Here is a 25,486-nt window from a genome sequence, read left to right as displayed (position 1 = left end):
TCTTGCGGGCCCAGGATAGCCGTCGGTCCTAGTCGCAGGCCGTGATCTCCCAGACCCGGGCCGTGCCACCACGATCCACCAGGGTGAAGCCCGTCGTCGTGCGCACGTCATACAGCCCCGGACGCAGCCGGGCCAGCCAGGTGCCGTTGAAGAACTTGCTGGCGTCCTGGTAGAAGTAGCGGATCTCGTGGGCACGCAGGATCTCGCACACGTGCGGATCGGAGTGGATCTGGTTGAAGTAGTGGCGCAGGTAGAGCCCGTCAGCGTCAGAGTCGGCCTGCCCGGCGAACATCCACACCGAGCGCACCCCCGCCATGAAGGGCAGCATCGCCGTCCCCGCCACCGGGTCCCCGATCACCAGGGCGTCGTCCGGCAGCTCCTGCGCCAGTCGGTGCATCATCGCCTTCTCCTGCGCAGAGACGACCCTGCGCTGGTTGAAGGCACCGGGCGTAAAGGCCCCGGCCACGTCCGCGCGCACACCCGGCCAGGTGGCTGTCGTCGCCACGAGCAGGACCGCAGCCCCCACCGCCACCGGCGACCACTGGCGCACCTGCGCCGCTCCACGGCCTTTAGCCCGCTCCAGCAGGCGTTCCATCAACCAGTGCCCCAGCGCCGCCACCCCGATGGTCACCAGCAGCACTGCTGCCGGTGCCGTCATCGCCTTGATCCGGTGCGGGTTGTTGTAGAAAACGCCGGTGAGAGCGGACAGGACCGGGATGGGTGCCATCGCCGCGATGATCAACGGCAGGCAGGCCAGCCATGCCACCACCGCCCCACGGTGGCGCCGCCGGCGCAGGCTCACCACCGTCCCGCCCAGGCAGGCCAGCGCCATCGAGACCAGGGTGGCTTTCATCGTCCAGCCGCCACCCCCGTAGAACAGGACCAGGGCGGAGACCACCTTCTTCCAGCTGTAGTCCCAGGTGCGGAAAGGACGGCGCCCGAAGTGGGCCTGCTGTGGTCCAGGGCTGACCACCACGAGTACCAGCGCCACCACCATGGCCACCGCCAGGACCACTAGCGCCACACCCAGGGCACGACGTCGTCGCTCCCCGTGGCGCAGCAGTCTCCAGGCGGCCAGGACGATACCGGTCCAGGCCACGGCCGCCAACGGCCAGCCGATAATGATGAGGGTCGCCGGGTGGGTCAGTGCCAGGCCGGCGTAGGCAGGTAGCACGGCCGCGAGCGCCGCCAGGGCACGCATCCGCCGTCCCAGCCCCCACAGCCACAGGCAGCGTCTCCACAAGGCGATGGTCCAGGCCGCCACGGCGGGGCAGGCTGCCAGGGCGAGTGTGTAAGGCCACACCGCGGTATCCATGAGCAGGCGCATGGGGAAGATGGGGATCAGAGCACTGGCCCCTAGCGCGATCCAAGCCGCGGCACGGATCTCAGGCAGGATGACCCGTACCAGGTAGACCAGGCCGATGAGGTAGACCAGCGGCACGAGCAGCAGCATCGTGTTGGTCGCCTCTACCACCTGGCTCCACCCGAAGGCCGCCAGCGTGGTGATCTCGTGCCAGACCATCGGGTAGAAGCTGGAGTGGCCGTCCAGACCGAACATGCTGGCGTTGCCGTTGAGCATGGAGGCGTTGCCTGTGTGCTCGATGAGCCAGGCCTGGTTGTAGTGGTAGATCGAGTCAGCCGACTGAATCGGCTCGGAGGGGGAGGTCCCTGGGAAGACCGGGCTGAGCATGACCAGCCAGGTCACGGCCACCGCTACCGGCCCCAGCCAGCGGGGACCGGTCAGCGCCGGCAGCGTTCCGGTCGGCTCTCCAGGAGCCCCTCCGCCGCTGGCCGGTTCCTTCGCTCCCGAGGGGTCCACAGGCACCGCCAGCCACGTCCGCCAGGTCAGCGGCCTGCCCCAGGCGGCCAGGATGAGCCAGCGCACACCGGCGACAAGCACCACACAGGTCAGGACGTAGAGGGCGACGGTGGGCACGTGCCACCGCAGGCCCAGACTGTTGAAGAGCACTCCCCCCACGCCGTAGAGGGCGAAGGTCAGTGCCGGGGCGCAGGCCAGGCGCGCCAGGCGGCTGCGTGCCCCGGCCGCCAGCAGCAGTCCTAGTCCCGGCCCCCAGGTGGCCGCCGCCAGCAGGAGGAGCGTCCCAGTGGCGCCGACCCAGCCGGTCACCTGCTCCTCCCGGCACCGTCATGGCCTGAGGGGTCCCGTCGGGCCCACCCCCAAGGGCGACGGGCCTGACGAGCCTGGCGATCGCGTAGCACGACGCTGCGCAGCTCTGCCGCCACGGCCTCACCGGTGGCCCGTAGCGAGCGGTGGTCCTCTACCCACTGGTGGAGCCTGGTGGCGCGATCAGCATGCTCAGCCTCCCCCAGGGTGGCGTCAGCCGTGAAGGCAGCCTCCAGGGCCTGGGCGACGGCGTCGGTGTCGTGCTCCACGGCCCAGCCCAGGTCGTGGCTGGCCAGGTCCTGGACCACCGGGCCGCGTCCGGCGTAGAGGACGGGCGTGCCACAGGCCAGGGCCGCCAGCACCTTGGTGGGATAGGCGAAGTCGTAGCCGAGCCCGGGCTTGATCGACACCATCGCGCAGGCCGCTCCCCGCTGCCAGCGGGCGGCCTGCTCAGGGGGCATGAGGCCGTGCATGACGACGGCGGGTGCGCCGTCGGGTCCTGGCGGCACCTGGGCTCCGGCCTGGGCGATCTCCGCCCAGCTCGCCCCCTGCCCGAGGTAGAGGAGCTGGGCGGTGGGGTGGTGGCGTCGGACCTGCGCCAGGGCGCGGGCGAAGACGGCGGCATCCTGCCACTCCGAGGCTGTGCCGGCATAGACCGCGTAGGGGCCGGTGATCCCCAGCTCCGCCTTCTCCTGGGCGCTGGGCAGCGGGCCGGTAGCGGCGAAGACGGAGGTGTCGATGCCGTTGGGCACCACACGCACGCTGCGGGCACCGAGCTCGTGCACGCGTTGGGCCACCTCGTCATTGATCGCGATGACCTGCTGGGCACCGCCCACGGCGAAGGACTCCATCGCCCGCACTGCCGCCAGCACCGCGTGGGGGGCGCCGGTGGAGGTTGCGGCCACCGACCATACGTCAGGGGCGTACCAGACGTAGGGGAGCCTGCGCAGCGCTGAGACCAGGCGCACGACGACGCCGGTGGTCGGCGGCGGCTCAACCAGGACGACGTCGGGGCGAGCAGCAGCCAGGAGGCGTCCCAGGAGCGGAACGTCAAAGGACATGTAGGGCAGGTAGCCGCGCAGATAGCCCGAGGAGTCGCGCAGCGCCGGCCACCGGGACACTGACACGCCGGCAGGGTCACCATCGCCACCAGGTCCGGGGGCCGAGGCGGCGTCACGTTTCTCTCCCTGAGGCGCGGAGGGTGGAGGGGTGGTGGTCAGCACCCGCACCGGCACCCGGTGGCGGGCCAGCGCCCGCTCAACGCCGTCGAGCCTGAATGAGGCGGCAGCGGTCTCAGGCAGGTGGATCCGGGTGGCCATGAGCACCCCGGGACGCCGCCGGGCACGGGTGCGGCTGACGCCTGCTATGCCCGTCCTTAACTGGTCCAGCAGCCCGGCTTCCCTCATCCTGGTTCCTCTCCCTCGTCGCGTCCCTGGAGGTCTGCTCGGTCCACCGACGTCCCCGGCTCCGGAGCCCATCCGGACAGGTCCAACGCCACCTGGCGCGCCCGGGCCTGCCAGGTCTGCCCGGGCAGCACCAGACGCATACGGGCCTGGACCTGCGCCAGCTCCCCAGGGTTGGCACGCAGGTGGCGTAGCAGCGCGGCCAGCGCCCCGCCCTGGGCCGGCAGCGTCCAGCCGATCCCTAGCTCCTGGACGATCCTGCCCGCCTGCGTCCCGGCAGTGGCCACCACTGGCAGCTCATGGGCCAGGTACTCGTAGAGCTTGTAGGGGACGGCAAAGTCCCAGTACTCGCTCGGCTCGACCAGCAGTACCCCCACGGCAGCCTGTGAGTACAGCGGCTCGAGCTGGGGACCGTAGGCATGGACCACACGGTGGCGCCCCTGGGGCAGCAGGGGACGGTAGTGCTCGGCCACCGTCTGCCAGGACTCGGGACGCGTGCACAGGGTCAGGTGGGTCCCCTCGGTCTGGGCCACCGCCTGGCACACGGGCTCCAGGTGGTAGTTGTCCCCAAGTACCCCGATGAACAGCAGGTCCATGCCCGCGCCCGGCGCGGCCACCAGCGCCGCCCGGTCCGGGGCAGGGCGGGATACCAGGTCCGCCCCTGGAGGCAGCGCGCTCATCGCCTGGCGGTCTATCACGGGCATGTGCGGGGCCATGGCGGCGCTGGGCAGGTAGACGCGCAGGCCAGCCCGCTGCCACTGCCTCAGCTCGGCGAGGTAGGTGGCCCGCAGCGCCGCGTCTACCACCGGATGGATGTCCTGGCGGAAGCGGGGGAAACGCCAGTACAGGTCACGGTAGAACGCACCGACCCTCGCCCCACGCCTACTGGCCTGGCGGAAGAAGGAGATATCCAGGAAGGGGTGGGGAGGCAGGTGGCCGGGCTCAGTCAGGGCGCTGGGAATAGTAGCGTTCTCGGAGTAGACGAAGGGGGTGGGCAGCGACGGGTCCGCGGCGCGCTGGCGCGCGTAGGCGTCCAGCCGCACCAGGGCACGCGCCATGGCCCGCCTGCGGGCAGGTGCGTAGCCGGTGACCTCCACGACCTCGTAGCCCAGCGCAGCGAAGGCCTGGCGCATACGCAACGGGCGCAGCCTGGAGGCGGCAGCCCGCTCAGCCAGCGGGTAGGGGGCGTGGAAGATCATGAGCGGGCGCGTCCCCTGCTGCGTCATCGCGTCCCTTCCTCCGTCCCGCGAAGCATGAGGCGGCACGCTGAGGCCACCAGGCGTGTGACACACTAGCAGCAAAGACTGACACGGTCCTCGGCAGGGAAGGCAGGCGCCCGTGGAGATTGACCTCAGGCTCGCAGCACCGCAGTGGACGCGCCGTGAGGCCCCCTACCCACACGGCCAGGGCACCGTTGTCACGCACACACGCTGCGACCACCCCTGCGCCTCACCGACCCTCCCCCAGGCGCTGCGCACTCATCCTGGCAGGCTCGCAGCCGTGCGCGTGAGCGGCGAGCAGGTGGAGCTCGCGGTGGACCGTCTGCGCTCCTGGCCCCTGCTGTGGAGCCTGCAGGACGCAGGCTCCAGGCTCGTGGTCAGTGACGACCCACAGCTGATGCTCCAGGCCCTGTCCTCCCCGGCCCTGATCGCCCCGGCGTGCCGTGAGCTCGCTGACGCCGGGTTCGTCACCGGCGCCCGCACCCTGCTGTCCGGCGTCCACCAGGTGCCCCAGGGCGCCGTCGTCACCATCGACCGACGGACGGGGGGCTGGCACCAGGAGGACTACGCCTTCTTCTCCTACCACGCTGAGGAGGTCACCGACCCCGAGGTCCTGGCCGTCTCCTTCCTCCACGCCCTGGACACCACGATGGGGCGGCTGCTGGAACGCACCGAGGCGCGCCTGGTCATCCCGCTGTCCGGTGGCCTGGACTCTCGCCTCCTCGTGGCCTGGCTGGCGCTGCACCACCAGCTCCGCCCCGGTCGAGTCCTGGCCTTCACCTACGGGGTCCCCGGGGCACGTGAGATGGAGGTCTCCCGCGCGGTCGCCAGGCAGGTGGGCCTGGAGTGGCACGCCGTGCCCTACGAGCGCCGCTCTCTGCTTGAGCACTGGCACTCGGCTGAGACCGGTGCCTTCCTGTCCTCATCTCACTCCTGGTCCGCCCTCCCCCACGTCCAGGACTGGTACGCGCTGAGCACGCTGCGACGCCGTGGGGTCGTCACCGAGGGCGACCTCGTCCTGCCCGGCCACACGGTGGTGGGCAATATGCATGACCTGCCGCTGCTTGACGAGCTGCCCGTCTCCCGCGCCCGGGCTGCGCACACGGTCGTGGGCTACCACCACAACCTTCAGGGGGCCCAGGAGCGTGCCTGGCGCCAGGAGTGGGTGGCTGGTCCTGTGCGTGAGGCGATGACCCTGGCGGGCCTGGACGGTAGCGGGCGCACGCTGCGTTCCTTCATCGAGGGCTACAACCTGCGCGAGCGCCAGACGAAGTACATCAACAACTCCATGCGGACCTACGAGCACCTCGGGCTGGACTGGGCGCTGCCCATGCTTGACCACGAGGTCTGGGACGCCTGGGCCCACGGCAGCGCGGCCCTGACAGCGACCCGGGACCTGTATCAGGCAGTCATCGACCGGCTGTGGGCCCAGGCCACCGGCACCAGCCCAGGCCACGACGCCTACTACGAGGTCACCCAGGTCCCCCAGCGCACCCGCTCACGCCTCAAGCAGGTGCTGGCGGCCACCGGCACGCTCGGGGCCGCGGAGAGGAGCTTCTCCACCTGGTCCTCTCTGCACTCCTCGATGGCCTTCGACGCCCTCATCACCGACACCTCCCGCCCCCGTGCGGCACTTGAGATCCTGGCCGGGCGCAAGACACTGGGGTTCTGGACCCGTTCCTTCCTCGCCGACTCCTGGAGCCAGGCGGCGCAGGTCTTCTCAGGGCTCCCGGTGGTAGAGCAGAGGTAGCCGTCCTCACCCCGGCTACGCGGCGTCACCAGAGGCAGGGGAGCAGACCTGCTCGTAGACCGCCCCGTAGGCTGCCCCCACGGTCGACGCGGCGAAGCGCTGCCCGATGGTGCCCGCGACCTCGGCGGCGCTGACGTGGACCAGGCGCCGCCACGTAGCCTCCACGGCGTCAGCCCACTGGGCCACCGGAGCCCCTGCCGGCACGATGGTGCCGTTATCCGGCTGGACGTACTCAACCTGGCCTCCGGCGTCAGAGACGACGACGGGTCGGCCCGCTACTATCGCCTCAGCGGCTGAGACGAAGAAGTTGTCTCCGCGCGTGGGCCCCAGGAAGAGGCCAGCTGCAGCGAGCTCGTCGTGCACGCCCGCGGCATTGAGCGTGCCTGTCAGCACGACGCGGTCCGCCACACCCAGCTGCGCCGCCCTGGTCACGATCTCCTCATGCAGGGGCCCCTGCCCGACGAAGGTCATCGTCACCTCCTGCCCGCGGCGGGCGAGCTCGGCGGTGACCTCCACGCAGGTCAGGGGGTCCTTGCGTGCCACGAGGCCTCCGACGCTCACCAGACGCAGCGGACCTCCCTCGTCTCGTGGACCCCGTTCAACCGGATCCCCCACCGGGTCCACGATGCACGGGACGACGACGGTCGCGGCCTCGTGCCTGACAGCCCGCACCGGCTCAGCCAGGTACTCGCACACCGCGGTCACGACGTCGGGCCGGGCCAGCGCCCGTCCGACCAGCACGCGCCCGGCCCGCAGTGGTGCACTCAGGGTGCCGGGGTTGGTCAGGCCCGACCAGTGCTCGGTGTGGACCCACGGCAGCGTCAGGCGGCCGGCAAGATCCAGGAGGGACAGAGGGGCCAGCGAGCTCATCGCCATCGAGTGCAGCACGTCGGCGCCGTCGAGCAGGCGGGGCAGGCGGCAGGCTGCTGCGGCCACGCTAGCCGGGTTGGCCGGGCGCATGGGCAGTCGGAGGACCGGCATCCCGTCCATCGTCACGTGGCGGGTGCCGTCGTCCTGGTGCGGGGGAACGAGGTGGATGATGCGCAGCCGGTGCCCGGCATCACGGATCGCCTGGCAGTCACGCAGGACGAAGCTGCCCGAGGAGGGGGCAAGGGCGGTGGGGAGCCAGGTGGTGACGACGGTGACGCGCATGCGGGAAGTCTAGAGGTGGTCCGCCACGAGGGTGATGCCGGAGCACGCTATGTGGTGGCGCCCGCGCCGGGAGGGGCAGTCCCCTGCCCCTCCCGGTACCCTGGCGGCATGCGTGTCATGTCGGTGGTCGGTGCCCGCCCTCAGTTCGTCAAGCTCGCCCCCGTGGACGCGGCCCTACGCGCCCACGGGACCGACCACGTCATCATCCACACGGGCCAGCACTACGACCCGATGCTCTCCGACGTCTTCTTCACTGACCTGGGCATCAGCGCCCCCCAGGTCCACCTCGGTGCCGGCTCGGGCTCCCACGGGGTCCAGACCGGCACCATGCTCAGCTCCATGGACCAGGTCCTGGACACCCACCAGCCCGACTGGGTCCTGGTCTACGGGGACACCAACTCCACGCTCGCCGGGGCGCTGGCGGCGGTCAAGCTCCACGTGCCCGTCGCGCACCTGGAGGCGGGGCTGCGCTCCTTCAACAGGCGGATGCCCGAGGAGATCAACCGTGTCCTGACCGACCACGCCGCTGACCTCCTGCTGGCCCCCACGCAGGTAGCCGCCTCCCACCTGGAGGCTGAGGGCCTGTCCACACGCACCGTCGTCGTCGGCGACGTCATGACCGACGTGCTGCTGTCCCAGCGCGACGCCGTCGCCCACCGCCCCAGCCCGGTGGCCCAGGAGATGGGCCTGGCCCCCGGCTCCTACTCCCTGGCCACGATCCACCGGGCGGAGAACACGGACGACGCCGAGCGCCTGGAGGCGGTGCTCACCTGCCTGACCGAGATGGACCACCCGGTCGTGCTGCTGGCCCACCCACGCCTGGTCGCCTCCTGCGCCCGCCACGGCATGAGGCTTGAGAACCGTGGCAGCCTGCGGCTGCACCAGCCGCTGGCCTACCCGGACCTCATCTGCTCGGTGCTGGGCGCGCGTGGGGTAGTCACCGACTCCGGGGGCCTGCAGAAAGAGGCGTTCCTCTTACGCGTGCCGTGCACGACGGTGCGCCCGCAGACAGAGTGGGTCGAGACCGTCGAGCTGGGGTGGAACGTGCTGGTTGAGCCGGGTCCGCAGGTGGCACGCGCCGCCTCACGCCCGCGCCCGGCCGAGCCCGCAGAGTCTGTCGCCCACCCCTATGGAGACGGTCATGCTGCCACGCGTGTGGCACAGGTCCTCACCGAGCACCTGCCCCGCGTGCGCCCCTGAGCCCAGGTCACGCCCGGTCCCAGGGGCGTCAGGACGCCGCCTTCTGCCTGCTCCCGCGTGGTGGGAGCAGGCGCACGCTCACTCCCACAACGCCACCAGTGCCTGGACGAACTCGCGGTACTGCCTCCCTGCGTCACTCATTCGTGCCCAGCTCGCCCGTGCCGCCTCACTCATCCGGGTGTACTCCCGCGGGTCCAGGTCCATGACGGACTCGATGGCGTCAGCCACCTGGCCGGCCGTGACCTCCACCGGTACGAGCCTGCCGTTGACGCCGTCGTGGACGATCTCACCGGTCCCCCCGGCAGCCGTCGCCACCACGGGCAAGGCCGCCGCCTGGGCTTCCATCACTGACACCGGCACGCCCTCCCCGTCGGAGCAGTTGAGGAAGCAGGAGAAGTCGGAGGAGGAGTAGAGATGACGGACCTCACTGTTGCTCATGTGCCCGGTGAAGGTGACCGGCGTCGTGCCCAGCTCCCGGCGCGCCCGCTGCCGCATCGCCGCCAGCCGGGCGGCATCGGCCTCACCGATATGCGTCCAGGTCACACGGCGCCCACGCCGCTCAAGCTCAGCCACCGCCTGGAGGATGAGCCCCACCCGCTTGTAGGGCGCCATGTGGGAGCAGGAGACCAGCGCGAAAGGCTCCGTGTGACGACGCGGCCGGGGCTCAGATGCCGGGACACCCAGCCGCCTGACCTCGATCCGGTCCCCGGCCTGGGGGAAACGGCGTCGGAGGAATCCGGCGGCATACTCAGAGATCGGGTAGACCCTGTCCACCGCCTCCATGACGAATCGCCGGGAGGGGACGTAACCACGTGGAGCATCCGCCTCGTCGACGTCGTAGGCGTGGGCGCGGGCCACCACCCGCACCCGCTGCCCCGCCAGCTCGTAGCGCCGCAGCATCCCACCCAGGGCAGCGCCGGTGAAGAACCAGTAGGAGTAGACCGTCACCTCCGCCCCCTCCAGGCCGAGGGAGGGCAGGAGCCGACGCATCCGGGCACGGGCCGACAGCGCAATCGCAGCGAAGCGCACATCCATGCCGAAGCGTCCGAAGGAGCGCCAGGGCGGGGTGTCAATCATGCGCTCACGGCCCAGGAGGATCTGGGGCGCGCGGATCAGCGCCTGCGCCCTCCAGTCCGGCAGGCGGGAGGCTGGCAGCAGAGCACAGCGGGCGTTGGCGGGCAGGGCGCGGGTCTGACGCGCCCCCTGCGACAGCCGCACCGGCACCACGACCACCTCGTCAAAGGCCCGGCACAGGATCTCGATCTCCTGCTCCAGGAACTCCTCCCCCACCTCGTAGGGGTAGAAGTCCGTCAGCAGCAACAGGACACGGCGATCCTGCCCACCGCCCTGGGGGACCCGCGCACTGCTCATACCAGCTCCTTGTCCGTGGTCGTACCTGTGCCGCCCGAGTCGAAACGCCGGGCCGCGAGAAGGGAGAGCCCGGTCATTCCCACCAGCAGCATCGCCATGAGGGCACCAAGCACGTAGGTTGTCACCAGCAGGTCTAGCGGGGACAGGGCCAGCCAGGCCAGGGGCACCGCGGCGTAGACCACGGCGAAGCCCAGCATCCAGTCCTGGTGTCCGGTGACGACGAAGAGGTTGGAGACCGGGGAGGTAATGAGCAGCATGAACAGCCAGGGCGTCAGGGCCCGGGCGAAGCCGCCGGCAGTATCCCACTGGGGTCCGAAGAAGAAGGGGAAGATCCACGGCGAGAGCAGGTAGATGAGGGCGAAGGGGGCCACCCCCACCATGACGGCGCGCCTGACCAGGCCGCGCACGAGCGGACGCATCTGCCCGGGCTCGACCTGCGAGAGCCGCTGGAAGAAGACCCGCGAGACCGCGCCGTTGATGAGGATGAGGGGGGCGTCCAGCACCCTCCACGCCATCTGGAACTGCCCCAGCTCGGCCACCGAGTAGCTGGCGATGAGCAGCTGGATACCGCTCAGACGTACCGCGTCCACAAGCGCATTGGGGGCATTGAGCAGCGGCATGCGCCTGTAGCGCCTAGCCACCTGCCCCATACTCGGAGCACCCTCGGGCAGGCGACGACGCAGCTCGGGGGCCTGGCGGAAGAGGTTGAGGAAGGCGAACAGCTGCCCGGCGGTGTGCCCGAGCACCAGGCCCGGCAGGCCGCCGAGCCCCGCTAGTCCCAGCGCCAGCTGCCCCCCGGTCAGGCCGATCTGCTGCTCCGCCTGGTTGACGGCGATCACGCGGTAGCGGCTGTGCCTGTTGAACCAGTACTTCGCCAGCTCCACCCCCGCCATGAGGAAGGTCGTCAGCCCCACCAGCGGCAGCCAGGCGGCCACCTCCTGCCCCCAGTAGCGGGCGACGGTCCCACGCAGCGGGAGGCTCACGGCGCTGACAGCCACCGAGACCACCAGGATGCACCACAGGGCGAGCCTGGCGACCGCCAGGGCCTCGGTGTCACGGCGTGGCAGCATGACGGCCATGTCGTAGCGCAGTGCCGCCACGGCGATCACCACCCCGGACACCGCGGTGTAGGTCGCCATCAGACCCAGGTCATGAGGGGCGTAGACCCGCGCCAGCAACAGGGTCATGAGGAAGGAGACCACCTGGGCGACGGCGGTACCCGTCACAAGGGTCAGGACGTGGCCGAGGAAGGGTGAGGAGCCCAGCACCGACCGCATCATCGCACCCAGGCGCCCGCGAGGGCCGGCAGCCCGCTCCCCGCCGCTCAGAGCTCGACCGTTCGGTGGGACGCAGCCGCCTCGAGCACCGCCTCGACCACGCGCAAGGTGTTCACGCCCTCACTCATGGTGACGATCTCCTCGCCCTCATGACTCGCGCAGGTGTCCGGGCACCCAGTACCCGTCACCCGCGCCACGGCGTGGTGAAAACGCTCATGCTCCAGGGCCAGGGGCTCACGCTTGGGGATGGCGTAGCGGATGACGTCTCCCTCGCTCACGCCGCGGAAGTTGGCGATCTGGTCCCAGGTGGACTCCACCGTGCCGTTGGCGTAGAAGGTCAGGTCCCCGGTCAGCGTGTCCGCGACGAAGGCCCCTTTCTCGCCGGTGACGATCGTGACGCGCTCCTTGAAGGGGGTGAGCCAGTTGACCGTGTGGGAGACGATGACGCCGTTGGTCAGGCGGCCGGTGGCCACCACCATGTCCTCATGGTCGTACCCAGAGCGGTAGGCCACCTGGGCCGAGACCCTCTCGTAGGGTGCGCCTGCCACCCAGGCGGTGAGGTCGATGTCGTGGGTGGCCAGGTCCTTGACCACGCCGACGTCGCTGATGCGCGCCGGGAAGGGCCCTTGACGACGGGTCAGCACCTGGTAGACCTGCCCCAGCTCGCCGGCGTCCAGGCGCTCACGCAGCGCCCGTAGCGCCGGGTTGCAGCGCTCGACGTAGCCGACGGCGCCGACCAGGCCCGCCTGCTCAAAGGCCTCAGCCACCCTGCGGCCCGAGGCCGCGGTGGCGGCGATGGGCTTCTCCACCATCGTGTGGACGCCGGCCTCGGCCAGGGCCAGGGCCACGTCCTCGTGGTAGACCGTGGGCACCGCGACCATCGCGGCGTCCAGGCCGGCATCAATGAGCGCGGCCACGTCCGGCAGGACGGGCAGCTCGCCCGCCACGCCGAACTTGTCTCCGGCAGGGTCTGCCACGGCCACCAGGTCCATGCCCGCCGTGGCGCGGATGAGGCGTGCGTGGTGACGGCCCATCGAGCCCAGGCCGATGAGGCCGACGCGCAGGTTCTTCTCGCTCATGCTCAGGCACCTGCCTTCACGGCGGCGGACACGGCCTGGACGATCCGCTCCAGGTCAGCCTCGCTGAGCGAGGGGTGGACCGGCAGGGACAGGCACTCACGCGCCGCCTTCTCGGTGCCCGGCAGCTCCAGGCCCTGGGTACAGGGCTCCAGCGAGGACAGGCGGTGGTTGGGGATCGGGTAGTAGACGCCGGAGCCAACCTGCCACTCGTCCTTGAGGAAGGACTGGATGCGGCTACGCTCCTGGCCGCTGGCCCCCTCGAAGCGGACCGTGTACTGGTGGTAGACGTGGGTGTAGCCCTCCGGCACGAACGGGGTCACCACTCCGGCCACGCCTGCCAGACCCTCGTTGAGGACCGCGGCGTTGGCCTGACGCTGTGCGGTCCAGCCCTCCAGCCTGCCCAGCTGGACGCGGCCGACCGCGGCGTTGACGTCCGTCATGCGGTTGTTGAAGCCCACCAGCTCGTTGGCGTACTGCTTCTCCATGCCCTGGTTGCGCAGCAGGCGGACCTTACGGGCCAGCCCCTCGTCCGCCGTCGTGGCCATACCACCCTCCAGGGCGGTCATGTTCTTGGTGGGGTAGAAGGAGAAGGAGCCCCACTGCCCGAAGGTACCTACGGGCGTGCCGTCGATCGCGGCGGCGTGAGCCTGGGCGCAATCCTCCCACACAGCCAGGTCGTGACGCCGGGCGATCTCCGTGATCGCGTGCATGTCAGCGGGCAGGCCGTAAAGGTGGACCACCTCGATGGCCACGGTCCGCTCCGTGATCGCGGCCTCCACGCTGGCCGGGTCCAGGGTGAAGGTCACCGGGTCGATGTCCGCGAAGACGGGGCGGGCACCAGCCGCGGCCACGGAGTTACCGGTGGCGGCGAAGGTGAAGGAGGGAACGATGACCTCGGCCTCAGGGTCCACCGGGCGACCGGTCTCACTGAGCGCGGCCAAGGTAGCCAGGTGCTGGGCCGAGGTACCGGAGTTGACGGCCACGGCGTGGACGCCAGCGACCACCTGGGCAGAGAACTCCTCCTCGAAGGCCGCCACCTGCGGACCCTGGACCACCATGCCCGAGGCGAGCACCGCGTCAACGGCCGCGCGCTCCTCCTGCCCGAGGATCGGTTTGGCGGCGGGGATGAATTCGCGTGGCATCAGTGGGTCACCTCTCGGATCGCGTCATGGGACTCGTCAAACACAGTACCCGTCACGGGGCAGCGCCACCTCGTGGCACCGGCGAGGTAGCCCTCCTCGCCAACGCCCACGGCAACCAGGGGCTCACCCGCGCGTCCGACCCAGCCGACGCGCCGTGCCGGCACACCAGCGACCAGCGCGTGGTCGGGCACGTCCCTGGTGACGACGGCGCCGGCGGCCACCGTGGCCCAGGCACCGATGCGCACGGGAGCCACGCACACCGCCCGGGCACCGATCGAGGCGCCCTCCTCGATGGTGACACCTACCGGCTCCCAGTCCGAGGCGGACTTGAGCGAGCCGTCAGGATTGACCGCGCGCGGGAAGTGGTCATTGGTGAGCACCACGGCCGGGCCGATGAACACGCCGTCGGCGAGCCGGGCCGGCTCGTAGACCAGCGCGTAGTTCTGGATCTTGCAGTGGTCCCCCATGACCACGCCCTGGCCGATGTAGGCCCCGCGACCCACCACGCAGTCCGTGCCGAGGACCGCGTTCTCACGCACCTGCGCCAGGTGCCAGATGCTCGTGCCGTCACCGACCCGGGCTTGCGGCGAGACGTCCGCCGACTCCAGGACTCGTACGCTCATCGCTCTCCTTCGCAGCCGCCACCACGGCACCCTGATCGTGCCCGCGTCCTGCTACTGCTTGTCCTACCCGGTCATCCTACGGCGAGAGCGTGCGAGAATACCGAGGTGAGCGAGACGGGGACCAAGAAGACAGAGCCAGCCTGGGCCGACCTTGCGCAGGCCACCTGGCTCGTCATCCCGCTGTACAACGAGGCCCAGGTGGTCCGCGAGGTCGTCACCCAGGCCCGTCGCACCTTCCCACACGTCGTGGCGGTCGACGACGGCTCGACGGACGCCTCGGCTGATGAGGCCGCAGCCGCCGGCGCCGTCGTCATCCGCCACCCCATCAACCTGGGCCAGGGGGCCGCTCTGCAAACCGGTATCGACTATGTGCTGGAGCGCACGAGCGCGCGCTACCTGGTCACCTTCGACGCCGACGGCCAGCACCGCCCCGCCGACGCCGCGGCCATGGTCACCCGCGCCGAGGCCGAGGGCCTGGGCTTCGTCCTCGGCTCCCGGTTCCTGGAGGGCCCTGCCCAGGTGGGCTGGCTCAAGCGCCTGGTGCTGCGCACCGCGGCCCACGTGGCCTCACGGACCTCAGGCATGCACCTGTCAGACGCCCACAACGGGTTGCGGGTGCTGCGCCGTGACGCCGCCGGGAAGCTGGAGCTCACCCACAACCGCATGGCTCACGCCTCCCAGATCGTGCGCCAGCTGGGGGAGGCCGGCCTTCCCTGGAGCGAGCACGCGGTCCACATCGCCTACACCGAGTACTCCCGGGCCAAGGGCCAGTCCCTGTGGAACTCGGTCAACATCCTCGTCGACCTGCTCTTCGCCTGACCGGAGGTGGCCCCCATGAGCTCCCACATCCTCATCCAGGTCCTGCTCATCGTCGCCGTCGGCGCACTGGGCTGGATGATGCTGCGCTCGCCGGGAGGTGCCCGCCACCTGGCGGCCCGGCGTCTGGCCACGTTGCTGTTCGTCCTGTTCGCCGTCGTCGCGATCACATTCCCTGGGCTCATGACACGCGTGGCCCACGTGCTGGGTGTGGGGCGTGGGACGGACCTGCTCCTGTACGCCCTCGTCATCGCCTTCCTGGCGCAGGTCCTGTCCTCCTTCCGGCGCAACGCGGCCCGCGAGCGCCAGATCACTCAGCTGGCCCGGCGCATCGCCCTCAGCGAGGCGCCCGAGCCGCCTGCCGCACCTCGGCCTCCTCGTGCAGGCGCAGACCGGCACTGACCGCCCAGCGCAGCGGCGCCTGCCACGGAGCGTCGTACACGCCAGCCAGGTAGTGGCGCGCTGAGGCGTGGTGGGCGCGGATCATGCGCTCCGGCCGCGCCTTCCAGCTGGCTCCCTGCTCGTGGACGACGACGGCGCCCGGTACCTGGACATTGCGCCACCCCGCCCGGCTCACCCGGGCGCCCAGGTCCACGTCCTCAAAGAACATGAAGTAGGACTCGTCAAAGCCACCGAGAGCGAGCCAGACCTCGCCAGGCAGCAGCAGGCAGGCGCCGGAGAGCCACCCCACCTCACGCTGGCGGTCGGCACCGTCCTGGTCGTGGTAGGCGGCGGAGAAGGGATTCGAGGGCCACACACGGGTCAGGAGGGCGTGGCCGGTGCCCTTGACCAAGGTAGGCAGGGCACGTCCGGAGGGATAGACGCTGCCGTCCGTCCCCAGAAGGCGCGGCCCTAGGCACCCGGCGGTGGGATCGGCCACGGAGGCGTCGATCAGGGTGTCGAGGCTGCCTGGACACCACACGACGTCCGGGTTGGCGACGACCACCCAGTCCTCGGTCAGCCCTGCTGCCGCCAGGTTGGCCCCGCGGCCGTAGCCGAGGTTCGTCCCGTCCCCCACGACGCGAGCGCCGTGACGAGCGGCCACGGCACGCACCAGCTCGTGCTCGGTGCCGTTGTCCGCGATGACGATGCTCACGTCCCGGCTCGTCGAGGCCGGCACCGACGCGAGGAAGCGCTCGAGCTCCTCGCCGGGGTTGTAGGCGACCGTCACGATACGGACGGTTCCAGGGCTGGAGGAGGTCACGCTCGGAGCCTAGCCGAGCCTCGCCCCCACCAGCCCCGGCAGGAGGAGGCAGCCGGTCGATGAGTCCCAGACCACTGCGGCAACGCGACAATCCTTCTCCAGGAGGACGGGATCATCACCGGATACCTACATGCTTTCTCTATGATCGTGTCCGTGTCTCCACGACCCGGGCCTCGCGCACGCCACTCCGTCAAGGACCTGAGCCACCACGCCGGACGCACCGCCATGGTGGTCGTCCTCGCCGTCGTGCTCTTCGTCGTCTCCTTCGTGGCGATCGCCTACCACGACCTCCAGAGCCAGGTGACGCGGGTTGACGTGGCCTCCATGATCGGTACCGCCCGCCCCACGCGTTCTGACGAGGCCAAGGTGAGCGACGACTACGCCGGCGTGGCTGTCAACATCCTGGTCCTGGGGTCCGACACCCGTGATGGTGCCAACAACGTCGACGGCGCCGCAGGCTCTGACGACGTCGCCGGGGCCCGGTCGGACACCGCGATGATCATGCACGTGTCCGCCGACCGCTCGCGCATCGAGGTCGTCTCGATCCCCCGTGACACGCTGCTGGAGATCCCCTCGTGCACGCGGGCGGACGGGACCACCACCTACGCCCAGTCCAGCGCCATGTTCAACTCCGCCTTCGCGGGCGGTGCCGGCGAGGGCACCACCGCCGAGGACGTCGCCGCAGGCGCGGCGTGCACCCTCAAGACCGTCGAGGAGCTCACCGGCATCCACATCGACGAGTTCGTCGTCGTCGACTTCGCAGGGCTCCAGAGGATGGTCGACGCGCTGGACGGCGTGACTGTCTACGTCAGTGACGACATCAGCGACGCTGAGCACACCGGCCTCGTGCTCGACGCCGGCTGCTACCACTTCGACGGTGCCACTGCCCTGCAGTACGCCCGCGCCCGCTACGGGGCCGGCGACGGATCGGACCTCAGCCGTATCGAGCGTCAGCAGAACCTCATGGGCGCGATGCTGCGTGCGGCCCAGTCCAAGAGCCTGCTGTCCAACGCCGACGACCTGTACTCCTTCGCCCGCTCGGCTCTGTCCACCCTGACCACCTCCCCGCGCATCGGCAGCCTGCCGACCCTGGCGGGCCTGGCCCAGTCGCTCCAGGCCATCGGTATGGACAACGTCAGCTTCATCACGATGCCTAACGCCCTGGTCGGCGCCCGTGTCGTTCCCACCGCTGAGGCGGAGGACGTGTGGAGCGCCCTGATCAACGACGTCCCCGTCGGCTCTGAGAACGTCTCGCTCCAGGGAACCGGTACCACCCCGTCGGTCACTGAGGCGGACGTCCAGGACGGCACGACGACTGACGCTGCGGGCGCAGGCGCTGACGGCGCTCAGGAGCCGGCGCAGTCCACCGGCACCACCGTGAACGAGGCTGCCCCTGAGCCCGCCGAGGACCCTGCCGCCCAGTGCTACGCCTCCGGCTCCTGAGCCAGGCGCCGTTCTCGGCACCGTCCTGCTGTCCTTGCCCCCGACCCCGTGAGATCCTCCACCTGTGACTTCGACCGACTCCGGAGACCTGCCCCCGTCCTTCGCACCCGGCTCCGGCCAGCCGCGCCGTCGTCGGGACCATCGGGGACCCTCCGCGCAGCCTGCCCGGACCGGGGCTGAGGCGGGACCGTCGTCGGTCCCGCCCTCCTACCAGCCTGCACGCTCTCCACAGGCCGCAGCACCGCGAGAAGCCGCCGCCGGCACGCGCGCCAGCGCTGCTGCCGGTCAGCACCGTCAGCAGCCGCCGACGCCGTCGCCCTCGCCTGAGGCTCACCGCAGGTGGGACCAGGCCGTGGCCTCCTCCGGCCGTCAGGCGGGACCCACCAGGTCCGCCAGGGCGCCGGGCGAGGGTGCTGCCCACCAGGACCCGAGATCAGGAGCCCCGCGTCGCCCTTCAGCCGCGGGCCGCAGCCACGCCCGGCCCGGTTCCTCAGCCGTCCCGCTCGGAGCAGCTCCTCAGGCTGCCCCCCAGCCCACGCAGGTAGCGCCCACCGCCACCCGGCACCCCGGCTCCGCGCGGCCACCGGCCTCCTACCCTCCTGCCTACCGGGCACAGACACCCGCACCACGCCCGGCCCGTCCTCTTGCGGGCGCAGGCCCCGCTGACCCACGAGACCCGCGCATCCCGTCTCAGGCCCAGCCCGGCCCGGCTCCAGCACCGGCACGCCGACGCCGTCGTCGTCACCCGCTGCGGTGGGTGGCTGGCGTCCTCGTGGTGCTCCTGGTCCTGGTGGTCGCACGAGCAGGCTGGCTCGTGCACGAGGTGGGCTCGGGACTCGGACGGGTCGACGCGCTCGTAGGAGCCCCAGACACCTCCGACGGAGAGACCTGGCTGATCGTCGGCTCCGACGCACGAGGCGCCGGCTCCGGCACCGTCCAGGACGAGACCGACGGGGCCCGTGCCGACTCGATCATGGTGCTCAACAAGGCGCCCAACGGCCAGGCCTCGCTCGTCTCCCTGCCGCGTGACACCTACGTCACGATTCCTGGCTACGGAGGCAACAAGATCAACGCCTCCTACTCCTTCGGCGGCGCCCCGCTCCTGGTCCAGACGGTCCAGGACCTCACGGGCCTGACCGTGGACCACTACGCCGAGGTCGGCATGGGAGCCGTGGAGCAGGTCGTGGACGCCGTGGGCGGGGTCGAGGTCTGCCTGGACTACGACGTCTTCGATCCCGACTCCGGGCTGGTCTGGGACACCTCGCAGGGCACCTGCCAGCCGGTCGACGGCACCAAGGCCCTGGCCTACTCGCGCATGCGCAAGTCCGACCCGACCGGGGACATCGGTCGCGGGCTGCGTCAGCGGGCGGTGATCTCCGCCGTCGTCTCCGAGGCCGTCTCGGCCAGGACGCTCACCAGCCTCTCCCGTCAGGACGCCCTCGTCGACGCCGGCACCCACGCCCTGACCGTGGACCAGGAGACCGGGACGACGGACCTGGCGAAGATGATGGCGGCCTTCCGCTCGGCCTCGTCTGACGGACTGACCGGCGCCCCGCCGATCAGCTCCCTGGACTACCGCCCCGGCGACATCGGGTCGGCGGTCCTGCTCCAGGACACCACCGCCCCCGACTTCTTCGCCAAGGTGCGTGCCGGGCAGCTGGGCACCGCGGACCTCAACCAGGTCAGCGGCTAGCAGCGGCGCCGCAGGTCGCGGCAGGCGGCTGCGCCCGCGCTCGGTCAGCCGAAGTGCGGACGGTTGGGATCGGCCTGCCAGGAGGTGAAGGAGGAGGTGACGATGTCGTCCAGGTCGTGCTCTGCCTTCCAGCCCAGCACGGTACCGATCCGGGTGGCGTCACCGATCAGCTGCGGCGGGTCGCCTGCGCGGCGGGGCAGCTCCTCCGGCTCGACCTTGAGACCCGTGGCCGCGATGACCTTGGAGACGACCTCACGCACGCTGGCCCCCTGACCGGTGCCGACATTGAAGACGTGCTCAGCCATGTCCTCGCCGCTGGCCAGGTAGTCCAGCGCGGCGATGTGAGCCGTCGCCAGGTCCCGCACGTGGATGTAGTCACGGATGCAGGTCCCGTCCGGCGTGGGGTAGTCAGTGCCGAAGATCTTGGGGGTGTCCCCCTCGGCCAGGCGCTCCAGGACCATGGGAATGAGGTTGAGGGTCGCCATGTCCCCCAGGTCGTCCCAGCCGGCGCCGGCGACGTTGAAGTAGCGCAGCCCCGCCCAGCGCAGGCCCCAGGCGCGCTCGGCGTTGGCCATCATCCACTCACCGATGAGCTTGGTCTCACCGTAGGGGTTGATGGGCCGGCACTCGATGTCCTCCGGGACGACCTCCACCGGCGGCATGCCGTAGACGGCCGCGGAGGAGGAGAAGATCATCTGGTCCACGCGTGCCCGCTCCATCGCGAGCATCATGTTGGCCAGACCGCCGACGTTCTGCTGGTAGTACCAGGCCGGGCGCGCCACGGACTCACCCACCTGCTTGCGCGCGGCAAAGTGGATGACGGCGGTCACCCCGCGAGACTCCATGACGTCCGTCAGCTCCTGGACCGCCTCGTCGGAGGCGACGTCGAGCTGGAGGAGGTCCGCGCCCTCGACACGCTCGGGCGTCCCGTAGGACAGGTCATCGACCACGATCACCTCGTCCCCACGCTCAAGCAGCAGACGGACGACGTGGGCGCCGATGTATCCGGCGCCTCCGGCAACGAGGATGCTCATGGCACCAGCCTAGTGGCAGCAGAGCCCGCGTAGGGCAGGAAGGAGGCCCCGGGCTCGACCAGGGCCTCAGAGCTGGGAACGGCGCTCGCGCAGCCGGGCACCCTTGGCGTGCGCCAGCTCAGCCAGCTCGGTCTGGAAGTCACGCATGGCCGCACGCAGGCGCTCGGCCTCAGCCCCCTCTCCTGCCCCCAGGATCCGGGCAGCCAGCAGCCCGGCGTTACGGGCCCCACCGATCGAGACGGTGGCGACCGGCACGCCCGCAGGCATCTGGACGATGGAGAGCAGCGAGTCCATACCGTCGAGGTACCTCAGCGGCACCGGCACCCCGATCACCGGCAGCTCGGTGACCGCCGCCAGCATTCCTGGCAGGTGGGCCGCACCCCCGGCACCGGCGATGATGACACGCAGGCCCCGGCTGGAGGCGGTGCGCCCGTAGTCGACCATCTCGGTGGGCATACGGTGGGCCGAGACGACGTCCGCCTCGTAGCCGACGCCGAGCTCGTCCAGGGCCTGGGCAGCAGCCTCCATCGTGGGCCAGTCCGAGTCCGACCCCATGACGATACCGACGACGGGGCGGGTGGTGTCACTCATGAGCTTCCTTCTTCCTGAGCTGGTCGGTCAGTGGCAGCAGGACGCTCAGACGTCCCCACGCAGGACGACGACGACGGCGCGAGCACGCTCTCGCAGCCGCTGCGCCTCCTCGACGGTGGCCGGCTGGGTCGGGTCCCCGGGCAGGGTGAGGTTGACGTGGCCGAGCTTGCGACCCGCACGCCACTGCTTGCCGTAGAGGTGGATGCGGGCCTCCGGGTCAGCCGCGAGCGCGCGCGCCAGGGCGTCAGGAGCCGGCTCGCTCTCGCCCCCGAGGTAGTTGACCATGACAGTGGCCCGGGCCACCGGTGCGGTCGAGCCCAGTGGCAGGTCAGCCACGGCCCGCAGGTGCTGGGCGAACTGGCTGGTCACGGCCCCGTCCTGGGTCCAGTGCCCGGAGTTGTGGGGTCGCATGGCCAGCTCATTGACGTACAGGGCGGTGGGCTGGCCCACCTCCTCGACGGCGAAGAGCTCGACCGCCAGCACGCCGGTCACCTTGAACCGGGTAGCCACCTCCTGGCCGATCCGCTCTGCCTCCTGGGCCGCAGCCGGGTCGAGTCCCGGGGCAGGGGCGAGGACCTCGGAGCACACGCCGTCGGCCTGGACGGACTCGACCACCGGCCAGCAGGCGATCTCGCCGCTGGGGCTGCGAGCGACCAGGACGGCCAGCTCGCGGGTGAAGGCCACAGCCTCCTCCACCAGCAGGCTGGTGACAGCCGCGCCTCCCAGGCTGCCCCCTCCCCCGGTCCGGGCGGTCTCACGGCCTTCTCGCGCGGCAGCAGCCTGCTCGATCCAGCGCGCCGCCTCGCCGTCGTCGAGGTCGGCGGGAGAGCGGACCAGGAGGACGCCGTGACCGTCATAGCCCCCGCGCGGGGTCTTGATGACCAGCGGCCAGCCGGTGGCCTCACCGAAGGCGAGGACCTGGGCACGCATCTCCTCCTGGCTCCCCACAGCCTCGGCCCAGCGCGGCTGGGGCAGGCCCACCTCGGCCATGGCCCGGCGCATCGCCAGCTTGTCACGCGCCAGCTCCAGCGCCGCCGGGGTCGGCTGGACCGACACACCGGCCTCCTCCAGCTCACGCAGCAGGTCAGCGTCCTGGTGCTCGTGCTCAAAAGTGAGCACGTCAGCGGCACCCACCGCCTGGAGGCCCGCCGCGTCCTGGCCAGCCTCGGCCACACCTGCCACGACACGGCGTACCGCGGCAGCGTCGTCCGCCCGTCCCACCGGCGCATCCACAGTGATCTGGGCGGTCGAGCCGTCAGGCGCCTCAACCAGGGCACGCAGGTGCACTCCCAGCGCACTGGCCTCCTCCTGCATCATGCGAGCCAGCTGGCCACCACCGATAACGGCCACGACGGGCTCACGGTCAGCGGCAGCGGGGGACACGGTACGTGGAGCGCTCACGCCCCCAGGCTACCCGCCCCGTAGGCTGGAACGGTGTCCCACACGTCTGCGCCGCACGGTGCCCCCGTGACCAGCACCCCGGCGGGGCCGGCCACCCCGGTCCCGCCCCGCGCCGACCGCTCCACGCCCGCATCCGGTCTCGTGAGCCTGCCACGCACGGTCCAGGTCCTCATCATCTGGGCGGGCACCACGCTGCTGACCTTCGCCCTGGGCCGCCTCGGCGCCCAGGACACACCGGTCACCTACTGGGGACAGGCTGCGCCGTCATGGAGCACACACGTGTCCTTCTGGGACTCGGGCTGGTACGAGCGGATCCTCCAGGAGGGCTATCCCACCGAGCTGCCCACCGACGAGGCGGGCAACGTGTCCCAGAACGCCTGGGCCTTCATGCCTCTGCTGCCCGTGCTGGCCGGTCTGCTGACCTGGACCGGCCTGTCCTTCACGCTCGCGGCGACGGCGGTCAGCCTGGTCTCCTCCGCGACGGCGGCTGTGCTGGCAGACCGCTGGCTCGCCCCTCGCGTCGGCCTCGGCACCTCCTTGTGGGCCGTGGCCCTGGCCTGGTCAGGGCCGTGCACCCTCGTCCTGCAGACCCCCTACGCCGAGTCTCTGGCACTGGCGCTGACAGTCGGAGCGCTGCTGGCGGTGAGCCGACGGCGCTTCCTGGCGGCTGCGCCGCTGGTGGCACTGGCAGCCGTGTCCCGTCCGGTCGGTCTGCCCCTGGCGGCGGGGCTGGGCCTGTGGTGGCTGTGGGAGACAGCGCTGGCTCACGGCTGGCGCTGGGCACCGGCCCGGACCGGTCCGCTCAGCCCCGAGGTCGCCCAGGGACCGGTCCTCAGGAGGCTTCCGGGCCTGGCCGGAGGACGGCCGGAGCACGAGGAGACCTCGCGGCCACTGACCTCAGGAGAACGGTTCCGGCTCCTCGCCCTGACGGTGTGGAGCGGGGCCTGCGCGCTGGCCTGGCCCGCGCTGGCCTGGGCGGTGACAGGGCGGATCGACGCCTACACGGCCACCGAGACCGCCTGGCGGGGCACGCACCTGGCGCCCTTCGTCCCCTGGGTCACGCGTGCGGGCTGGTGGGTGGGCGACCACCTGGGCTGGGCACTGCTGCTGGCGGTCCTGGCCCTGGGCGCGCTCGTACTCAGCTCACGCTTCCTGCGGGCGCTCGGCCCCGAGGCGTGGACGTGGTGCCTGGGCTACACGCTCTACCTCCTTGCCTTCTTCGATCCCACGACCTCGCTGTTCCGGCTGCTCCTGCCACTGGTGCCGCTGGCGTGGGCGCTGGCCTCGGCCTGCACGGTGCGAGGACGCGTGGCCCTGGCGTGCGCGTGCCTGGCTGGCCAGGCCCTGTGGATCAGCTGGGTGTGGGACTACTCAAGCGTGTCAGTCACGTGGGTGCCCTAGGCCTGTTCGTCGCTCGATGTCGAGCAACCTGAGGCGGCCTAGGATCGTGCCCGTGCCCGCCAGCTCCGCCCCGCCCCGCATGACGCCAGCGGCCCTGCCCCTGCGCGAGCGCCTCGTGGCCTGGGTCCGAGAGTTCGTCCAGTTCGGGATGGTCGGGGCACTGTCCTTCGTCCTCGACATGGGCCTGTTCAACCTGCTCCAGCACGGCCGCCTCGGCGTGCTGGCCGGCCACCCCAACACGGCCAATATCGCCAGCGCGACGGTTGCCACGATCTTCTCCTGGGTAGCCAACAGGCTGTGGACCTACCGCGGTCGTACCCAGGCCAATGTCGCCCGCGAGGCCCTCCTGTTCGCCTTCGCCAACGTCGGCGGAGTGCTCATCACCCAGTTCTGCCTCTTCTTCAGCCACGAGGTCCTGGGCCTTCACTCGCCGCTGGCGGACAACGTGGCGGCCTACGTCGTCGGGTTTGCCCTGGGAACCGCCTTTCGTTTTGTCTTCTACCACTACATCGTCTTCACCGGCACCCCGGCTGAGCCCGTCTCGGCCACGGCGGTGACCGGCGCCGTCATTGGCGCTGTGCCCGCCACCCGCTCCACCACGGTGGATCCAGGCAAGGCCGGCCAGGACCTGGCCACCCAGGACTCAGCTGGCGATCACAGAGCGGGGCAGGCCACGCCGTCGTCCCGATAGCCCTGGCCGAACGTGCCCGATCGCACAGGGCCGATGTGACGTACCAACCACGTGGGTGAGGGCGACCTTTCATAGCCTGAGCCCGTGACCTCACTCGTAGCCGCCTCGGCCCTGGCCACGCACCTGGCCTCCGCCCTGCCCATGATGCCTGCTCCTGCCCTCGGGCCGGAGTGGCTGGACCCGGCGAACATCATCACCACCTTCGTGGGATGGATCGGTCCCTGGGCGATCCTCGGCGTCATGCTCGTCATCTTCGCCGAGACCGGGCTGCTCGTCGGCTTCTTCCTGCCGGGCGACTCCCTGCTGTTCACGCTAGGGATGTTCGTGGCGATGGGAGAGGCCGATCCCACCAAGGGCGTCCCGGTCCACATCTGGATCGCCGCCCCCCTGGTGTGGCTGGCAGCCGTTGCGGGCAACCAGACGGGCTACCTCATCGGACGCAAGGCCGGGCCCGCGATCTTCAACAAGCCTGACTCCCGCCTGTTCAAGCAGGAGTACGTCGAGCGCACGAGCGCCTTCTTCGCCCGGCACGGCGGCAAGGCGGTGACCCTGGCGCAGTTCGTCCCGATCGTGCGCACCTTCACGCCCGTCATGGCGGGCGTGGGCAGGATGGACTACCGCCACTTCCTGGGCTTCAACCTCCTGGGGGCGACCTTCTGGGCCTTCGGCATCACGTGGCTGGGTTACTTCCTGGGCAACATCACCTGGATCCAGGAGAACATCGACATGATGATCCTGGCGATCGTCTTCGTCTCCCTGCTTCCCATGATCATTTCCTGGCTGGTGAGCCGGGTCAAGGCCGCCCGGGTCGGGGCCAGCCAGACGCCAACGGCCTAGACACCCGCCAGCGCCCCAGCACCGCATCGCCCA

The 25,486-nt window shown here is 70.7% G+C and carries 22 protein-coding genes; 9 read left to right on the top strand and 13 right to left on the bottom strand.

Annotated features, from left to right (window positions below; translation table 11 throughout):
* Positions 1-28: 28 nt before the first annotated feature.
* From HRL51_RS01860 to HRL51_RS01850, 3 genes are read right to left on the bottom strand one after another with little or no spacing between them, the layout of a single operon-like run.
* Positions 29-2,128, bottom strand: a complete 2,100-nt coding sequence (locus HRL51_RS01860; RefSeq protein WP_172119778.1) for a DUF6541 family protein — start codon at positions 2,126-2,128, stop codon at positions 29-31.
* A complete protein-coding gene (locus tag HRL51_RS01855; protein ID WP_172192207.1) occupies positions 2,125-3,531 on the bottom strand; it encodes a glycosyltransferase in 1,407 nt (468 codons plus the stop codon). Before HRL51_RS01855 ends, HRL51_RS01860 begins: the two co-directional genes overlap by 4 nt.
* Positions 3,528-4,754 carry a glycosyltransferase family protein gene (locus tag HRL51_RS01850; RefSeq protein ID WP_244960209.1) on the bottom strand — a complete coding sequence of 409 codons (1,227 nt, stop codon included), beginning with the start codon at positions 4,752-4,754 and terminating at the stop codon, positions 3,528-3,530. Before HRL51_RS01850 ends, HRL51_RS01855 begins: the two co-directional genes overlap by 4 nt.
* Positions 4,755-4,866: 112 nt before the next feature.
* On the opposite strand from HRL51_RS01850, the gene HRL51_RS01845 reads away from it, so the two are divergent.
* Positions 4,867-6,498 carry an asparagine synthase-related protein gene (locus HRL51_RS01845; RefSeq protein WP_172192205.1) on the top strand — a complete coding sequence of 544 codons (1,632 nt, stop codon included), beginning with the start codon at positions 4,867-4,869 and terminating at the stop codon, positions 6,496-6,498.
* Between the two features lie 15 nt (positions 6,499-6,513).
* On the opposite strand, the gene HRL51_RS01840 is transcribed toward HRL51_RS01845, so the two are convergent.
* Entirely contained in the window at positions 6,514-7,650 is a 1,137-nt protein-coding gene (locus tag HRL51_RS01840) for a glycosyltransferase (RefSeq protein WP_172119781.1), read from the bottom strand.
* Positions 7,651-7,758: 108 nt separating this feature from the next.
* Between HRL51_RS01840 and wecB the strand changes: the two genes are divergently transcribed.
* The gene (gene wecB / locus HRL51_RS01835) at positions 7,759-8,850 is read left to right on the top strand and encodes a non-hydrolyzing UDP-N-acetylglucosamine 2-epimerase (RefSeq protein WP_172192203.1); all 1,092 of its coding nucleotides are present in this window, start codon (positions 7,759-7,761) and stop codon (positions 8,848-8,850) included.
* A 78-nt stretch (positions 8,851-8,928) separates the two neighbouring features.
* Here the strand turns inward: wecB and HRL51_RS01830 are convergent, their stop codons facing one another.
* Genes HRL51_RS01830 through HRL51_RS01810 form a run of 5 tightly spaced genes read right to left on the bottom strand, consistent with a single transcriptional unit; the run spans position 8,929 to position 14,342 of the window.
* Positions 8,929-10,221, bottom strand: a complete 1,293-nt coding sequence (locus tag HRL51_RS01830) for a glycosyltransferase (RefSeq protein ID WP_172192201.1) — start codon at positions 10,219-10,221, stop codon at positions 8,929-8,931.
* The gene (locus HRL51_RS01825) at positions 10,218-11,498 is read right to left on the bottom strand and encodes a lipopolysaccharide biosynthesis protein (protein ID WP_235954078.1); all 1,281 of its coding nucleotides are present in this window, start codon (positions 11,496-11,498) and stop codon (positions 10,218-10,220) included. The genes HRL51_RS01830 and HRL51_RS01825 overlap by 4 nt, the downstream gene beginning before the upstream one ends.
* A 47-nt stretch (positions 11,499-11,545) precedes the next feature.
* Positions 11,546-12,577 carry a Gfo/Idh/MocA family protein gene (locus HRL51_RS01820; protein WP_172192199.1) on the bottom strand — a complete coding sequence of 344 codons (1,032 nt, stop codon included), beginning with the start codon at positions 12,575-12,577 and terminating at the stop codon, positions 11,546-11,548.
* 2 nt (positions 12,578-12,579) lie between these two features.
* Positions 12,580-13,719 carry a DegT/DnrJ/EryC1/StrS family aminotransferase gene (locus tag HRL51_RS01815; RefSeq protein WP_172192197.1) on the bottom strand — a complete coding sequence of 380 codons (1,140 nt, stop codon included), beginning with the start codon at positions 13,717-13,719 and terminating at the stop codon, positions 12,580-12,582.
* A complete protein-coding gene (locus HRL51_RS01810; RefSeq protein ID WP_172192195.1) occupies positions 13,719-14,342 on the bottom strand; it encodes an acyltransferase in 624 nt (207 codons plus the stop codon). The genes HRL51_RS01815 and HRL51_RS01810 overlap by 1 nt, the downstream gene beginning before the upstream one ends.
* 105 nt (positions 14,343-14,447) lie before the next feature.
* Here HRL51_RS01810 and HRL51_RS01805 point away from each other — a divergent pair, with 105 nt between their 5' ends.
* Both HRL51_RS01805 and HRL51_RS01800 read left to right on the top strand, forming a co-directional pair.
* Positions 14,448-15,161, top strand: a complete 714-nt coding sequence (locus HRL51_RS01805; protein WP_172192193.1) for a glycosyltransferase family 2 protein — start codon at positions 14,448-14,450, stop codon at positions 15,159-15,161.
* Between the two features lie 15 nt (positions 15,162-15,176).
* Positions 15,177-15,560, top strand: a complete 384-nt coding sequence (locus HRL51_RS01800) for a DUF2304 domain-containing protein (protein WP_172119788.1) — start codon at positions 15,177-15,179, stop codon at positions 15,558-15,560.
* Here the strand turns inward: HRL51_RS01800 and HRL51_RS01795 are convergent.
* A complete protein-coding gene (locus HRL51_RS01795) occupies positions 15,496-16,362 on the bottom strand; it encodes a glycosyltransferase family 2 protein (RefSeq protein ID WP_172192191.1) in 867 nt (288 codons plus the stop codon). The genes HRL51_RS01800 and HRL51_RS01795 overlap by 65 nt on opposite strands.
* A 153-nt stretch (positions 16,363-16,515) precedes the next feature.
* Between HRL51_RS01795 and HRL51_RS01790 the strand changes: the two genes are divergently transcribed.
* Positions 16,516-17,805, top strand: coding sequence for an LCP family protein (locus HRL51_RS01790; RefSeq protein WP_244960208.1), 1,290 nt, complete (start codon positions 16,516-16,518; stop codon positions 17,803-17,805).
* A gap of 64 nt (positions 17,806-17,869) precedes the next feature.
* Positions 17,870-19,498: an LCP family protein gene (locus HRL51_RS11645; protein ID WP_244960207.1), complete on the top strand. Its 1,629-nt coding sequence runs from the start codon at positions 17,870-17,872 to the stop codon at positions 19,496-19,498.
* Positions 19,499-19,542: 44 nt separating this feature from the next.
* Here HRL51_RS11645 and galE read toward each other — a convergent pair whose 3' ends face one another.
* The 3 genes from galE to HRL51_RS01770 all read right to left on the bottom strand — a co-directional run bounded on the left by galE (position 19,543) and on the right by HRL51_RS01770 (position 22,524).
* Entirely contained in the window at positions 19,543-20,532 is a 990-nt protein-coding gene (gene galE, locus HRL51_RS01780; RefSeq protein ID WP_172119791.1) for a UDP-glucose 4-epimerase GalE, read from the bottom strand.
* 66 nt (positions 20,533-20,598) lie between these two features.
* A complete protein-coding gene (gene purE, locus HRL51_RS01775; RefSeq protein WP_172192187.1) occupies positions 20,599-21,123 on the bottom strand; it encodes a 5-(carboxyamino)imidazole ribonucleotide mutase in 525 nt (174 codons plus the stop codon).
* 45 nt (positions 21,124-21,168) lie between these two features.
* Positions 21,169-22,524, bottom strand: coding sequence for a 5-(carboxyamino)imidazole ribonucleotide synthase (locus HRL51_RS01770; RefSeq protein ID WP_280528706.1), 1,356 nt, complete (start codon positions 22,522-22,524; stop codon positions 21,169-21,171).
* Between the two features lie 66 nt (positions 22,525-22,590).
* Here HRL51_RS01770 and HRL51_RS01765 point away from each other — a divergent pair, with 66 nt between their 5' ends.
* From HRL51_RS01765 to HRL51_RS01755, 3 genes are all read left to right on the top strand, one after another.
* Positions 22,591-23,925, top strand: coding sequence for a hypothetical protein (locus HRL51_RS01765; RefSeq protein ID WP_244960206.1), 1,335 nt, complete (start codon positions 22,591-22,593; stop codon positions 23,923-23,925).
* 79 nt (positions 23,926-24,004) lie between these two features.
* On the top strand, positions 24,005-24,616 hold the full coding sequence (locus HRL51_RS01760; protein WP_172192462.1) for a GtrA family protein: 612 nt from the start codon (positions 24,005-24,007) through the stop codon (positions 24,614-24,616).
* Between the two features lie 141 nt (positions 24,617-24,757).
* On the top strand, positions 24,758-25,453 hold the full coding sequence (locus HRL51_RS01755; RefSeq protein WP_216666188.1) for a VTT domain-containing protein: 696 nt from the start codon (positions 24,758-24,760) through the stop codon (positions 25,451-25,453).
* Positions 25,454-25,486 lie beyond the last annotated feature (33 nt).

The sequence above is a fragment of the Actinomyces faecalis genome (genome assembly GCF_013184985.2).
Taxonomy (GTDB): Bacteria; Actinomycetota; Actinomycetes; order Actinomycetales; family Actinomycetaceae; genus Actinomyces; species Actinomyces faecalis.
Note: the sequence above shows the minus strand (reverse complement) of the source record. Positions and strands in the feature narration are given on the sequence as shown.

Excerpts from the sequence above, each read along its gene's own strand:
- HRL51_RS01840 (WP_172119781.1), bottom strand. The coding sequence starts at position 7,650 with ATGCGCGTCACCGTCGTCACCACCTGGCTCCCCACCGCCCTTGCCCCC.
- HRL51_RS01755 (WP_216666188.1), top strand. The coding sequence starts at position 24,758 with ATGATGCCTGCTCCTGCCCTCGGGCCGGAGTGGCTGGACCCGGCGAAC.
- galE (WP_172119791.1), bottom strand. The coding sequence starts at position 20,532 with ATGAGCATCCTCGTTGCCGGAGGCGCCGGATACATCGGCGCCCACGTC.
- HRL51_RS01815 (WP_172192197.1), bottom strand. The coding sequence starts at position 13,719 with ATGCCACGCGAATTCATCCCCGCCGCCAAACCGATCCTCGGGCAGGAG.
- HRL51_RS01760 (WP_172192462.1), top strand. The coding sequence starts at position 24,005 with ATGACGCCAGCGGCCCTGCCCCTGCGCGAGCGCCTCGTGGCCTGGGTC.
- HRL51_RS01810 (WP_172192195.1), bottom strand. The coding sequence starts at position 14,342 with ATGAGCGTACGAGTCCTGGAGTCGGCGGACGTCTCGCCGCAAGCCCGG.
- HRL51_RS01825 (WP_235954078.1), bottom strand. The coding sequence starts at position 11,498 with ATGCGGTCGGTGCTGGGCTCCTCACCCTTCCTCGGCCACGTCCTGACC.
- HRL51_RS01850 (WP_244960209.1), bottom strand. The coding sequence starts at position 4,754 with ATGACGCAGCAGGGGACGCGCCCGCTCATGATCTTCCACGCCCCCTAC.
- HRL51_RS01800 (WP_172119788.1), top strand. The coding sequence starts at position 15,177 with ATGAGCTCCCACATCCTCATCCAGGTCCTGCTCATCGTCGCCGTCGGC.
- HRL51_RS01855 (WP_172192207.1), bottom strand. The coding sequence starts at position 3,531 with ATGAGGGAAGCCGGGCTGCTGGACCAGTTAAGGACGGGCATAGCAGGC.
- wecB (WP_172192203.1), top strand. The coding sequence starts at position 7,759 with ATGCGTGTCATGTCGGTGGTCGGTGCCCGCCCTCAGTTCGTCAAGCTC.
- purE (WP_172192187.1), bottom strand. The coding sequence starts at position 21,123 with ATGAGTGACACCACCCGCCCCGTCGTCGGTATCGTCATGGGGTCGGAC.
- HRL51_RS01830 (WP_172192201.1), bottom strand. The coding sequence starts at position 10,221 with ATGAGCAGTGCGCGGGTCCCCCAGGGCGGTGGGCAGGATCGCCGTGTC.
- HRL51_RS01820 (WP_172192199.1), bottom strand. The coding sequence starts at position 12,577 with ATGAGCGAGAAGAACCTGCGCGTCGGCCTCATCGGCCTGGGCTCGATG.